The sequence below is a fragment of the Fibrella musci genome, from assembly GCF_041321105.1.
GTDB classification, from domain to species: Bacteria; Bacteroidota; Bacteroidia; order Cytophagales; family Spirosomataceae; genus Fibrella; species Fibrella musci.
In genome coordinates this window covers 102,594-116,021 of sequence record NZ_JBGGWD010000002.1, presented here as the reverse complement: position 1 = coordinate 116,021, position 13,428 = coordinate 102,594, and the positions used below count along the sequence as shown (strand labels likewise).

Here is a 13,428-nt window from a genome sequence, read left to right as displayed (position 1 = left end):
GTCAGGTTGGGCTTATAGTCGAACATTCAGGTTGAAGCCAATGCTGCGCGTAATGGGCAGACCCGTCGCTTCCAGACCGATCAGGTTGTCGGAACTGAAGCCGAATTGCTCGGGATCGATGTTGGGCACCCATTTTTTCAATACAGCTACGTTGTTGGCTACTGCGCTCAGACGCAACCCTTTGATAAACAAACTTTTCGGCAGCAGCGGCGTGAAATCGTAGCCCACCGAAATCTGACGGAGTTTCCAGAAACCGGCGTTGTAGATAACCTGCTCGCCCAAGCTTTTCGAACGGCCCACTGAGTAGTAGTCCTGCACAAACGCCCGAACCGTATTGGGTTCGCCTTTCTCGTTCACACCAGCACCCACCATTTTGTTGTCGGCATCGCCCCGGCCCACCAGCGTTTCTTTCTGCAAGCCGTGCCGGAAGAGGTTCAGGTTGGTGCCCGACATCATGTTGTTGCCCAGTTTGAAATCGATCAGGAACGACAACGTGATGCCTTTGTAGTTGAACGAGTTGGTGATACCCCCTACGTACTTAGGCAGCGCCGAACCAAACGAAATGGGCGTGTTGGTCCGAAGTGGCAGCCCGTCAGTGCCGTGAATGATTTGCCCCGCTGCGTTACGCTGGTAGCCATAGGTGTAGAGCTGACCGAGTGGCAGGCCCACCACCTGCCGCAGATCACCCACAAACACGCCGGTACCCACTACAATCTGCTCGGGCAGTTTGTCTTTGTTGTAATCGCGCTCGGGTGTGCCGTCGTCGTCGGTAATCAGGCTCAGCAGCTTCGTCTCGTTGTATGAGCCGTTGAGCGTGATATCCCATGAGAACGCCGAGGTACGTATGGGGGCCAGATTCAGCAGTAACTCGAAGCCTCGGTTGCGGCTAACCCCGCTGTTGATGAGCGTGTTGGTGTAGCCCGATGCGTCCGACGACTGCACCGATACGATCTGGTCGCGCGTGACTTTGTTGTAATACGTCAGGTCGACGCCCACCCGGTTATTGAACAGCTTCAGCTCAAGACCCACTTCCGACTCGGCGGTGCGGCTGGGTTTCAGCGAGGCACTCGGTACCGTATTGGACGTAATGAACCCGACAGGCTGCCCGGCTCCCGACGGATTCGGGAACAGGTTGGCTGATACGCCGTAGAATAGGTTGTTGGAATACGGGGCGACGTCGCCGTCGCTACCCACCTCCGCGTAGGCGGCCCGCAGTTTACCAAAGTTGAGCCAGCCAGGTACGTTCTTCAACGCCTGCGAGAACACAAAGCTACCCGTTACCGAGGGGTACAGGATGCTTCGGTTGGCCGGGGCCAGCGTCGAGAACCAGTCGTTACGGGCGGTGGCGTTGATGTACAGGAAATCGTTGTACGACACCTCGAGCGCACCATACAGCGAGTTCACCCGGCGTTCAGTAAGGCCGTAGGTTGGATCTTTCACGCGGCCGTTTTGTGGTACATACAGGCCCCGCACGATGAAGTCGGTAGCCAGTACTGAATTCACATCGCTGCGCCGGTAGAGCTGGTTGCCACCGGCCGTGAGGTTCAGGCCAATTTTGCCAAACTTCTGGTTAGCCCCGATCAGGAAATCGCTGTTGAGCTCGCGGAACCGGCGGGCTTCCTGCACATAGGCGCCATTCACAAAACCGGCGGGTGCTGCTGCCAGCGACGCCTGCCCGGTGGGGAAGTTATAATCCTGATCGCGTGCCCAGAAATCCTGCCCGATCCGGCCCTGCAAATACAGCCAGTCGGTGAAATTGTAGCGGGCCGTGATGTTGCCGAGGAGACGGTCGCGCCGGATGTTCTCAAACTTGTTGTTGAGGACGAAATACGGGTTGGTGCGGTTCATAAACCGCGAATACACAAACTCGTTGCCCGTGGCGGGGTTGATCTGGTTGGCTTCCAGTACGTCGAGCGGCAGTGAGTTGGCCAGCGTGTAGATAACCGTTGGCGTACTGTTGTCCTGCTGCGCAATCTGTGGCGGGTTTTTGTTTAGCTCGTTCGAGTAATTGATGGTGCCCGTTACGATCAGCTTGGGCGACAGGTTGTAGCTGAAACCCAGGTTGATAGTCTGGCGCGTAAAGGTGTTGTTGGGCGTGATGCCTTTGTTGTCGAGGTTCGAGAGCGAAAGGTTGAAACCGCCTTTCTCGCTGCCCGACGACAACGCAACGGAGTTGGTCCAGGTGCTGCCGTCGCGGTAGAAGGTGTTGATACGGTTACGTACAGGTTGGTAAGGCACCGTAATACCGCCAAACAGCACCTGCGTCATACCCGGCTGAAACTTCTCGCCAAAGCTCCACACACCCGACGTGGGGTTGGCCGCTGTGGGGCGCACACCGTATTCACCCTGCCCGTATTCATACTGGAAGTCAGTAAAATCGACTGGATGGTCGGTCGTGAAGTTAGAGTTGTAGACCACGCCAATACCGCCCGTTGTTCCTTTCGTTTTGGTGGTGATCAGGATGGCACCGTCTTTGGCGCGCGAGCCATAGAGCGCCGCCGCCGTCCCCCCTTTCAGCACGGTCATGCCCTCGATGTCGTCGGGGTTGATGCTCGACAGCCCGTCGCCACCATCGGAGTAGTTTCGGTCGCGGTTACCCACGGAGTTGTCGCCGCCCCGGTTGCCGTCGTTCTGCCCGAAGTTGGTGTTATCGACCGGCACGCCGTTGATCACGATCAGCGGGTTGTTTTGCCCCGAAAATGACGACTGTCCCCGAATCCGGATCTTCGACGTACCCGCAGCCCCCGTCCCGAGCGACGAGATGTTGACGCCCGCAATTTTACCTTGCAGGGCGTTCATAAAATTGACGGTCCGGTTGGTGGTCATCTGCGCCGGATCGACCGTTGCCGTCGCGTACCCGAGCGTTTTGGCTTCTTTCTTAATACCCAGTGCCGTAACCACGATCTCGCCCAGATTCTGCTCGGCTTCCTGTAGCGTAACGTTCAACTGCGTTTGGTTGCCCACTTCGACCGTAGTGCCTGTGAAACCGATTGCACTAAAAACCAGCGTTGCGCTGGGTGAAACGTTGAGTACGAACCCACCATTGGCATCGGTTGTGGTGCCCAGTTGCGAGCCTCTGACCAGAATGGTGACGCCCGGTAATCCCTGCTGATCTTTGCTGGAAACTACTTTCCCGGTTATGCGCCGATCCTGCGCATGTACCGCTCCAGTCCAGCAAATGAGGATACTGAGCAAGAGCCAGGTTGCCAGTAGACCCGGTCTGCCCCACAAGTATTTGTTTATCATGTCGTAAAAGATATTAGGTTTACGACAGAAATATAACAAAACTAAATCGCCAAAAAGTACTATTCTTTATTCTTGCGTTTATTTTTAACTAGTAAAAGTCAATATGTAATCAGTTGCACTGAGTAGCGTATACGAAGCAGGTTATATTTATGTAATTTACTTACGTTGAACTTACCATTAAGTTCATGAATGAATAGATTGTCAGGTGATTAGCTATTTGTCGCCACATGAATAGATTTGAGTATATCATAGGGCTGGTTGATTCATGCCTGTATCAGCCCAGTCCTTATACGTATAAACTGGTTATTATAAATTGACGGACGGGCCGATACAGGCAAGCAAGGTTAGTCGGTCTGAATCTCGACGCCGTGCTTTTTAGCGGCCCGTTCGATACGGTCTTTAACAATCCGTACTTCATCGGCCTCATATTTGGCTGCATTGTCTTTGTGATTGATGTAACTCCAGGCAGCGCGCACGTGCTCGGGCGTGTCGATGGGGTATTTTTTGTTCGTTGGGTCGGCAAAGTCAACGTCGCCGTATTTGTGTTCGCCTTCGGCAGGCTGCACGTCGTCGCGCCGGTCAATGTTCGGGTCCGTTTTCATCGTTGTTGATGGTTGAGATTGTCTACTAATTTTATGGAGTAACTAATCGAGAGCCGACTGGTTCAGTTTTCTTCGTGAGGAAGTATAGAGCGGTCGGCAACCAGCCATCGGCTCAGGTACGTTCCCGACGATTGGGGTCAGCGCCTGGGGTTGCGCAGATAGGGGAGTGGTTTTGAGAAAAAGGCGTTGCCGGTATCTTCGCACATCAAGACAACGTATATGAAACCGATCGGCCCCATCGAAACCGCCCCGCTTTTCCCCGTTCTCCACGAAAAGCTCATTGATCTTCTCCGCAGCCTTTCGCCCGACGACTGGCACCGCGATACGATCTGTGCGGGCTGGACGGTGAAAGATGTGGTCTCGCACCTGCTCGACACGTCACTGCGCACCATTACGCTCTATCGGGATGGCTACCCGTCGCCCAAAAACGTGGCAATTCATTCATACCGCGATCTGGTCGATTACCTTAACCGGCTCAACAATGATTGGGTACGTTCCACCCGCCGACTTAGCCCCAGGTTACTGGTCGATTGGCTGGATGATGCGGGCCGCACCGCCGATGCGCTGGTGATGGGGCTTTCCCCTGACGAACCGGCCATCTATTCCGTAGCGTGGGCCGGGCAGGCCGAGTCGCCCAACTGGTTTCATATAGCCCGCGAATACACCGAACGCTGGCACCATCAGCAGCAGATTCAGCTGTCCGTTGGGCAGCAGGAAGCGTTGCTGACCGACGAGTTGTATCAACCCCTGCTCGACACGTTTATGCGGGCTTTACCCCACGCGTATCGTGAGGTGTCGGCTCCCACAGGTACGTTGTTGCGCGTTTCGGTGCCGGCCCTCAACGGAGGCGATTGGTGGCTGCATCGGTTGGCCGACCGATGGGCATTAGTGCTAAACGAGACAGCTATTCAGCCCGACGTGACAGTCCGCATCGACCGGGTTTTTGCCTGGCAGCTATTCACCCGCAACCTGCCAACCCAGCAAGCCACTGCCTTCGTTCAGATCGAAGGCGATGAGGCGCTGGGTCGGCAGGTGTTAGCCACGCGGTCGGTCATGATGTAGCTGTGCCGTTAGAATACTCGAATGTCGGCCATGGCTTCATCGTCTTCACCGGGGCGGGTGCTGCTGTTGTTGGGTGTTGAGTTAGGATCTGCAACGGATGAATTCAAGATTTCGCTACTGAGGCGGCCCGATGCCGTTGGAATCCAGTAGATGATTTTGGTCAGGGCCTGATTGGCGCCTACCTGCCCTAAGCTCATGGACAACGATGCGTTACCCCCAACCGAAAACCAGTTTTCGCCATCGGTGCTGAACGTCCCGTTGGGAATCGTGAGCGACGCGCGGACGTTGGAGGTGGCAAGCCCCCCCCGATTCTGGATTTTCAACACAACCTGAATCGTATCGGTTTTGCTGGCTACTACGCGTCGGCTGGTCCAGAGCATCAGACTCAAATCTGCTTTGTTGGCAACCGGTGGGGGCTGATTCATGGACACTGCGGGTAGAACACGCCCATTAGGATTGGGTGAAACCGCATAATACCGTGTAGTGTCAATTATCGATCGGAAAGTTAAAGAACGCCAACTTGCTTGGGTGGCGTCATCTTCTCCATCGTCTGTACCCGTACCTGGGGCACTATCGGGGTCGGGCGTGTCGCAAGCGCTAACCTCAATGGCATTAACAAATGTGCCAGCTAGGTTCGTCTTGATACCGAAACTGTAAGTCACTGATTGCCCGGCAGCTAACGTACCCACGGTATAGCTGGTTGCACTTACCGCTGAAGCACTCCCTACGTAGGACGTACCTGCCGGGAGGCGGTTCGTAATAACAAGCCCTTCGGCAGCATCGGGACCTGCGTTGTAGGCTTGTACTGTATGTGTAACAACTCCGTTTATTTCGGTCTTTCGGCTACTGACCCAACTGCTCAGTGAGACATCGGCCCCACCTACGAAGACCCGGGCAAAGCCGCTGACCGAGCCGAAACCGCAGCTATTGGCGACACTGACAACCGAGTAGCTGGTGCTTCGGGCTGGCGCAACCGTGAGCGAGTAGGGGCTTTGAGTTGTGTTGGTAATCAACTGCCCGTTGGACAGGGACAATGACCACGGAGCCGTGCCGGTCAAACCAATCGACAAGGTGGTCGACTGCCCGGGCTGAATCAGCGTACGGCCTGCCAACGTAGCCGATACCGACTGACCGAAGGTAATCGTCAGGGCGTTCGATTGGGTCGTGCAGCTTCCGTCTTCGTAGGCTACGGTGTAAATGCCCGATTCGGTAGCGGCATAGTGAAAGCTATTGGCATTGTCGATGGGTATACCGTTCCGTTTCCAGACGCTGTATGGTCCCTTCGAGACGATCAGTTCAACCGCCGAGTTGGGGCAGCGGAGCACACCACCACTTGCCTCAATCACAGGCGCGGCTGGCTGGCCGATCGTCAGGGGTAGCGGCGCGGAAATGCCACCACAGACGCCATTAGATACCGACAGACTATACGTACCTGAGGTATATATGGTCTGGTAAGCCTGATCGCCATTGGCTACTACCTGCCCATTCCGTAGCCAGTAAAACGACGTAGTGCCGCTGCGGGGGTAATCCTGCGTCGAGAGGTCAACGCTGGTGCAGCGCTCATTGCTGGTTAGTTTGGGTGTAATGGTCTGGCTGAACACCAGCGACACAGCCACGGCTGTAGCTGAACAACCGCCGGAGGTAGCCCGAAGCGTATACGTACCTGAGGTCGTTGCCTCGTAGAACAGGTCGGTTTCTCCCGGAATATCAACGCCGTTTTTCATCCACTGCAACGACTGATCGTAGCGTCTGGCGTATAACGAAACTCCTTCGCCCGTACAGGCGGTTGTACTGCCGAAATAATAAAATCCGGTGGCTAGCTGGGTACTGGTTGTGACGGATAAGGCACTACTGACGGCCTGGCAGCCACCCCGTTGTACGCGCAAGGCATAAAGGCCCTCGTCGGTCACGGTGAGTTCGGGCGTGGTTTGCCCACTCACGGGATACCCGTTGCGTAACCATTGGTAAGCCGTACTGTCGGGCTGGCGGGTGGCATACAGTTGTACCGTATTGGAGCCGCAAAGTGTGGGGGCTACATCGCCCACCACAGCGATGGGTGAGGCCAGAATTGCTTTGCTGAAGGTCAGGACGACAGGTGGCGCTGCTACGCCACACGTACCCCTGGCTACGCTATAGGTATAGGCGCCGGTCTGTGTGGCCGAAAAGAGGGCCGATGTGGCGCCGGGAATAACCGCTTCATTCCGGAACCACTGGTACGCCGCTCGTTCGCCCAGATAGCTGGCTACCAGCGGCGCCTTCTGACCGGCACAGATGGGACCATCGTCGGGAGTTGGGTTCAGTACAATCGGCGCAGGGCTGTCTGTAGCTTTCAGCAGAAACCCATCAGCATTGGTGGCCTTGCAACCAAATTCAGTGACGGTAAAGCTGTATGTGCCCGTCTGACTCGTTTTGATCGTGGCCGATGTTGCGGCGGTCAGCACGGTTTCATCGACGGCCCAACGGTACGTAGCCGACGTTGAGAGTGGGCGGCCAGGTACGCTGGCATATAGAGTAGCGGTGTCACCCACGCAGATGTAGCCGTCGGTAAAGCGAACCAAGGCCAAGCGCGGATCGGCTGCATTGCGCCGGTCAGAGATGTACGGCTGCTGCGTGAGCAAGTCGCTGATCGTCAGGGTCTGGCTCGCTGTTGCTGTCAGGTTTAGGTCAGGTACGTCGAGTCGCAGGCGGTAGCGGGTGCCGTAAGTCGCGCTGGCTGGTAGTGTAATCGATAGAGGGCTGGTTGTGCCATTGCCCACCAGAACACTAGTGGTGAAACTTCCCTGTGTGTCGGATAAACGCACCTCGATAGGGGTACCATTGCCGTTGACAAGCGTGAAGGGGACGGGCAGCGTACTGCCGGCGCAAACCGAGGTCTGCGCCAGGCGACCGACCGTCAGCGTAGGCGAAGCCGGATTGGCAATTGCCCAGGCGTTGGTTTCCCAGACGCCCCGCCCGTCGGTGGTTGCAACGACGCGCCCATCGGCTGCCCGGTAAGCAAGTTGCGTACTGCGGATGACCGGCATCGATCCGTTGCTGAGCGTCCAGCCCGGCGAGGCCGCGGTGATGTCGTCGGTAGCCCAAAGACCCAGTTCTGTGGCCAGCAGGACCTGCTTGCGGTTGGTTGGGTTCATCAGCGCATCATAAACGGGCAGGTCGGGCAGGCCAGACCCGGTGTCGTCTTTGCTGGTCCAGGTGGTGCCGCCATTGCTGGTGTACCAAACCGATTTAACGCCGTAATTAGCCAACGTCACAATCAATTCATCGTTCGTCGCACCCACGTCGATACTACTGATAGCGCTATTAGCCGGAAAAGCACCCCGGTCAATCGCCGTCACGACCATCGTCGATTGGTTGGTGCCCGTCAGGCGATACAGTTTGGCATCGACTGTCGCTACGAGAAGGGTGTTTGGCAATGCGCCTACTTTTAGGGTTGTCGGCTGCGTGAGCGTGGTCGATAGTGCTTTGAAGGTGGGGTCGGCAAGAGTGCCGTTGGCCGCGTTGAAGGTGGCGGTCAGGTAGTTGCCAGCCCAGTAATAAAGTGTATTGGTCCGGCTGTCGTAATCCGACAAATCGTTGAGCGATGTATTGCCGGTGGCCAGAGAAGTCGACGTGTACGTCCAGTCGGCCGATTGGGTTGTGTTTCGCCACAAAAAACCGTCGCCGGGTGTCGTGGCCAGTTGTAAGCCCGGTTCGTCCTGATCAATGTAGGGGCGCAACGGGTAAGCCGGATAACTGACCTGTGCCGCCGTGGCGCTACCGCCCGAAACCGGCATTTCCAATAAACCGGGTTCGCCCCGGCCCCCAATCAGTCGGTACACGCTACCGGCCGAATTCCGCATGGCAACACCGTTGGCCGAGAGCCCGCCGAACCCTTTTGATCGTGCGTTCTGCGCCTCGGTGAACCCTTGTTTAGCCAATGTGCTCATCACCGGGGCGTACCGAACGGCTACATCGCCCCCCCAGATAACGCGTTGAGTCGACGTTTGTAGCATCGCCGTCGTCCGATCGATAAACGTACCTGCCGACCAGGTTTTGCCGGCGTCGGTCGAGCGGTACAGTTGGTCGTAGGCGCTGATGTTGATGGTATTTATATCGTCCGGGGCAATATTCATGGTTAAATAATTGTCGCCGAAACCAAGGGTAAAGTCGATGCCCGGATAGTTGGCATTAATGGGTTTCGTAAGCGTTACCCAGGTTTTGCCTCCGTCGCCCGAGCGGCGTAACCATCGGGTTGTGTAGCCTCCGTAGGTGGCATCGTAAGCAATATTGATCGCGTAGATGCCCTGTGTAGCTGGTTTCAGTAGTGGACCTAGTGAAATCTCGGTACGTACACCCGTATAAGGGGCTGTGGAGGGAGGCGTAACTTCGGTCCACGACGTACCCGCCGTAGTGATCGAGCGGAAAATGCGGCCTGTACCAGTTGCGGCGTAGATCAGTCCGTTACTGTGCATCTCCACGTCAGTCATGCGATCATCGCCATTGGTAACGGGTTGTGCACCGATATTCTGTTGGGGAGCCAGCGTAAATTGCCAGGAAGTACCCCCGTCGGCCGAGCGGACCAAACCGTATTGCGTCGCGGCATATACGGCGCTGCCTCGCCCCACCACGAGTTTGCTGACGCGCAGAAATGCCGATTGAAGCAGGCCGGTGCCACTAGTCGGCACGGTCGAGCTAAGCTTGGCCCAGCTTGCACCGCCGTTAGTTGATTTATAAATGCCACCACCGTCGGGCCCACCCAGCGTGCTCAGCAAGTCGCCGGTAGCGGCGTAACGTACCTGCGGATTGGCTGAGTCGGCCGCCAGTGCCGAGACAGCCCGGTTATCCCAGCTATCGCTCACGCACCGCCATACGCTGTCGGCGCTGTTGATGTTTCCGTTTACCCACAACCCCGCCGTGAGGCTCCCGGCCCATACTTTGCGGCCGTTGGGGTCGAGTGGATCGACCAGAAAGGTGCGGATCGTGCCGGTAACGCCCTGTGGGCCGCGTTCGGTCCAGGTTATGGGGGCCGCAGCACGAGCCTGCCGTTGGCTGGCTAGCTCCTGCCGAATGCCAGCGAGGCGTTCAGTGGGGACACGACCCAGCGCCGGATCCTGAGTACGTTGGCGCTGCTGTTGCTCAATGACACGACGCAGCGAATCGAGTTGCCTCGTGTTGCGCGTGACAAACGGATTGTTGAGCTGTGATTTTTGGGCGAGTGCCGATACGGACATGATCAGGATAATCAGAACCGTAGGCAGGCTGGAAGACAAACGTAAACGTACAGGCATACTTGGACAAAGCAGAGTTACCTGTCCCGCATCAAACTATATGCCCGACTTAATAGATAGGGCAGTATATGCCCCTATTTTAATATTAAAATTTTATGCCAGTAACATAGCGTACCAGTATCGGTGGCGAATGTTTACTTAATCTGGGCTTTTTCCTTGCCAGCTAGCTGTCCACAAGCCGCGTCGATGTCTTTGCCCCGGCTCCGGCGTATGTTGACCGTAACACCCCGATCTTCTAGATAGCCCGCGAATTTGTCGAGTGTTTGAGGGTCGGTATTCTTAAAATTGGCCTCGGCGATGGGGTTATACTCGATGATGTTCACCTTGGCTGGCACCTTTTTCGTAAACTCGAACAACTCTTTGGCGTCCTGTACAGTATCGTTGAAATGATAAAACACGATGTACTCAAACGTGACGCGGGTGCCGGTTTTCCGGTAGAAATAATTGAGCGCATCGGCCAGATTTGCCAGCGAATTGCTTTCGTTGATCGGCATAATCTGATCGCGTTTCTGGTCATTAGCGGCGTGCAGCGACAGGGCCAGATTGGTCTTCACGCCATCGTCGCCCAACTGCCGGATCATCTTGGCAATGCCCGCCGTTGAAATAGTAATTCGCTTCGGTGACATGCCCAGCCCATCAGGCGAGGTAATCCGGTCTACCGACTCCATTACGCTTTTGTAATTGAGCAGCGGCTCGCCCATGCCCATGTAGACAATGTTGGTCAGCGGGCTGTTGTAGGCTTCTTTGGCCTGCCGGTCAATCTCGACCACCTGATCCACGATCTCGGCGGCAGTGAGGTTCCGCTTGCGGTCCATGTAGCCCGTCGCGCAGAATTTGCAGGTAAGCGAGCACCCTACCTGACTCGATACGCAGGCGGTCATTCGATCTTGCGGTCCGTCGCCACGGTCATCGGTACGAAGCGCCGGAATCAGCACGCCCTCTACCAGATTACCATCATACAGCTTAAACGACGATTTGATGGTCCCGTCGTTGCTGCGCTGCTCGGTGGCAACCGTCAGCGCGTTGATGGCAAAATGCTGATCGAGCTTTTCGCGCAGGGGCAGGCCGAGGTTGCTCATCTGTCCAAACGACCGGGCCGCTTTTTTCCAAAGCCACTCCTGTACCTGTTTGGCCCGGAAGGCCGGCTCGCCATTCTGCTTGAACCACTCGGTCAACTGCGCCGGGCTGTATGTACGAATATCCTGTTTCATTTCGTAAAGAGCGAAAGGATGACTACCTGGATGGTCAACAAGCTGAACAAGCACCGAGCGTTAGCCACTCGTTCACTCATGCAGTCGTTCACGCTTCAATCGCCGACCTGCCTCCAGGCCTTTCGGCATCCAGACGGTTGCTACGTCCATGACCTTGGGTGCTACGGGGCGTAACAGCGGGTACATGAAACTGTCGCGGGTTTGGTTGGGCGGCATCCTGACGTTCATAAAACTGAACAGCCATAAGATCGTACTAATTCCAAACACCCAGGTAAAGATGCCCACCGCCGCTCCGGCAAGGCTATCGAACGTACCCAGCAGGGTATAGCGCAGGGTTCGGCGTAGCGAATACCCCATGCGGTTGATCATGAACACGACCGGAAAGAAAATGACCGAGAAGCCCAGCCAGGGCAGAAATTTCCGGGCCAGCTCGCGGCTGATGTAGGGAGCCAGCAGGTCGATGCCGAATTGCAGAAACTTGAACCCGATAATCAGGGCAACCACGAAGGCAAGTATGGCCACGATCTCGACCAGCAGCCCTTTGCGGTAGCCGTTGTAGGCCCCCCAAATGAGCGGAATCAGGATCAGAATATCAAGGGTAGCCATTTCTTAGTAAATAATGTACGATGCACAATGAATAATGCACAATAGATTGGTTAGGTCAACAAGACCGGATACAACAATGTGCTGTGCATTATCCATTGTTCATTAGACATTACAACAAGCTCTTTACCATCGCCGAGATGGCTTTGCCTTCGGCCTGGCCGGCGAGCGCTTTCGAAGCCGCGCCCATTACCTTGCCCATGTCGCCAGGGCCGGTGGCACCTACCTGCGCGATCAGTTCCTGTACTTTGGCGCGCAGTTCGTCTTCCGACAGTTGCTTGGGCAGGTAGTTCGAGATCACGGCGATTTCGGCTTCTTCCGTAGCCAACAAATCTTCGCGACCCTGTTGGCGGTAAATGTCGGCCGAGTCCCGGCGTTGTTTCACGGCTTTCGACAGTAGCTTGATTTCATCGTCTTTCGAGATCGTGCCGGTAGCGCCCTCTTTGGTTTCTTCGAGGAGAATCATGCTCTTCACGGCCCGCAGTGCGCGGAGGCGATCCTGCTCTTTGGCCTTCATGGCCTCTTTAATATCGGCGTCGATTTGTTCTTTCAGTGTCATCAGGGTAGTTGATTGAATGAATAGGCAAAGGTACGTCGGTTTTTAAACCTATTGGGCCTGGTCGGCTAAGTTGGCCCGCCGCACGGCATTGACCAGATTATGCGCCCGACGGGTTGGCTCCGGAATGCGATAGCCACCGTCGCAACGAAGCATGAGGTCGATGCTCGTGTCGAGGTCGATCAGGTGGCCGGGTGAGACGTAGACCGGGTTGACCCGATTTTTGGTGCGTAGCGCCGCGCCGATCACCTCGCCCCGGTGCAGCATAGGCGACCATGCGCCGCGTTCGGGCGCCGGTTCGTCGTAGCGGCCCACCAGCACCGACTTGCCGCAGCCCAGAGTGGGCCGGTCGAGGTACAGACCCGCGTGCGACGCAATACCTATCCGGCGCGGGTGTGCAATACCGTGTCCATCAAATACGACTACGTCGGGTAAGACGGTCAGGTTGTCCCAGGCTTCGAGCAAGGCAGGGATTTCGCGGAACGAGAGCAGGCCAGGTATGTAGGGAAAGCTCGTAGTGGTGATGGCGGTGGCTTCGGCGATGGTTTCCAGCGTGTCGAGGCGAAGTACCACGATGCCCGCGTAGACGGTCTCTTCAAACTTGTTGAACGAAATGTCGCAACCCGCAATGGTCTGGGGCGGCTCGGTCAGCGGTTGGATACGTACCTGATGCCGCAGTTGCTGTTGCAAGGCAACGGCCGCTTCTGGGCTATCGGGCCAAGGTGGCCCAACGGGTCGATTAAGGGGTTGAGTGGCCAAAGGACAGTTGCTATAAGGTGATTTTACCCGTACAACGCGAGTTGACGCACTTTAGACTTTAAACTTAGTATATGTCAACTCAAACAGAACCTACCACCGCGGTTTTCCGTTGGAAACAAGAT

8 protein-coding genes are annotated in these 13,428 nt (G+C 56.1%); 1 reads left to right on the top strand and 7 read right to left on the bottom strand.

Annotated features, from left to right (window positions below):
- Positions 1 to 12: 12 nt before the first annotated feature.
- Together ACAW74_RS06120 and ACAW74_RS06115 are read right to left on the bottom strand one after the other, a co-directional pair.
- Positions 13 to 3,246, bottom strand: coding sequence for a SusC/RagA family TonB-linked outer membrane protein (locus ACAW74_RS06120; RefSeq protein WP_370697326.1), 3,234 nt, complete (start codon positions 3,244 to 3,246; stop codon positions 13 to 15).
- Between the two features lie 344 nt (positions 3,247 to 3,590).
- Entirely contained in the window at positions 3,591 to 3,848 is a 258-nt protein-coding gene (locus ACAW74_RS06115) for a DUF6582 domain-containing protein (protein WP_370697325.1), read from the bottom strand.
- Positions 3,849 to 4,067: 219 nt separating this feature from the next.
- On the opposite strand from ACAW74_RS06115, the gene ACAW74_RS06110 reads away from it, so the two are divergent.
- Complete coding sequence (locus ACAW74_RS06110; RefSeq protein ID WP_370697324.1) at positions 4,068 to 4,910, top strand: maleylpyruvate isomerase N-terminal domain-containing protein; 843 nt, start codon at positions 4,068 to 4,070, stop codon at positions 4,908 to 4,910.
- Positions 4,911 to 4,918: 8 nt separating this feature from the next.
- Here ACAW74_RS06110 and ACAW74_RS06105 read toward each other — a convergent pair whose 3' ends face one another.
- The 5 genes from ACAW74_RS06105 to nfi all read right to left on the bottom strand — a co-directional run bounded on the left by ACAW74_RS06105 (position 4,919) and on the right by nfi (position 13,306).
- Entirely contained in the window at positions 4,919 to 10,177 is a 5,259-nt protein-coding gene (locus ACAW74_RS06105; RefSeq protein ID WP_370697323.1) for a hypothetical protein, read from the bottom strand.
- 134 nt (positions 10,178 to 10,311) lie between these two features.
- Entirely contained in the window at positions 10,312 to 11,388 is a 1,077-nt protein-coding gene (gene rlmN / locus ACAW74_RS06100; protein ID WP_370697322.1) for a dual-specificity RNA methyltransferase RlmN, read from the bottom strand.
- Positions 11,389 to 11,460: 72 nt separating this feature from the next.
- Positions 11,461 to 11,994 carry a CvpA family protein gene (locus tag ACAW74_RS06095; RefSeq protein WP_370697321.1) on the bottom strand — a complete coding sequence of 178 codons (534 nt, stop codon included), beginning with the start codon at positions 11,992 to 11,994 and terminating at the stop codon, positions 11,461 to 11,463.
- Between the two features lie 109 nt (positions 11,995 to 12,103).
- Positions 12,104 to 12,550: a GatB/YqeY domain-containing protein gene (locus ACAW74_RS06090; protein ID WP_370697320.1), complete on the bottom strand. Its 447-nt coding sequence runs from the start codon at positions 12,548 to 12,550 to the stop codon at positions 12,104 to 12,106.
- Between the two features lie 48 nt (positions 12,551 to 12,598).
- The gene (nfi, locus tag ACAW74_RS06085; protein WP_370697319.1) at positions 12,599 to 13,306 is read right to left on the bottom strand and encodes a deoxyribonuclease V; all 708 of its coding nucleotides are present in this window, start codon (positions 13,304 to 13,306) and stop codon (positions 12,599 to 12,601) included.
- Positions 13,307 to 13,428: the final 122 nt, after the last annotated feature.

Coding starts and splice junctions, on each gene's coding strand:
- ACAW74_RS06120 (WP_370697326.1), bottom strand. CDS start 3,246: ATGATAAACAAATACTTGTGGGGCAGACCGGGTCTACTGGCAACCTGG.
- ACAW74_RS06115 (WP_370697325.1), bottom strand. CDS start 3,848: ATGAAAACGGACCCGAACATTGACCGGCGCGACGACGTGCAGCCTGCC.
- ACAW74_RS06110 (WP_370697324.1), top strand. CDS start 4,068: ATGAAACCGATCGGCCCCATCGAAACCGCCCCGCTTTTCCCCGTTCTC.
- ACAW74_RS06105 (WP_370697323.1), bottom strand. CDS start 10,177: ATGCCTGTACGTTTACGTTTGTCTTCCAGCCTGCCTACGGTTCTGATT.
- rlmN (WP_370697322.1), bottom strand. CDS start 11,388: ATGAAACAGGATATTCGTACATACAGCCCGGCGCAGTTGACCGAGTGG.
- ACAW74_RS06095 (WP_370697321.1), bottom strand. CDS start 11,994: ATGGCTACCCTTGATATTCTGATCCTGATTCCGCTCATTTGGGGGGCC.
- ACAW74_RS06090 (WP_370697320.1), bottom strand. CDS start 12,550: ATGACACTGAAAGAACAAATCGACGCCGATATTAAAGAGGCCATGAAG.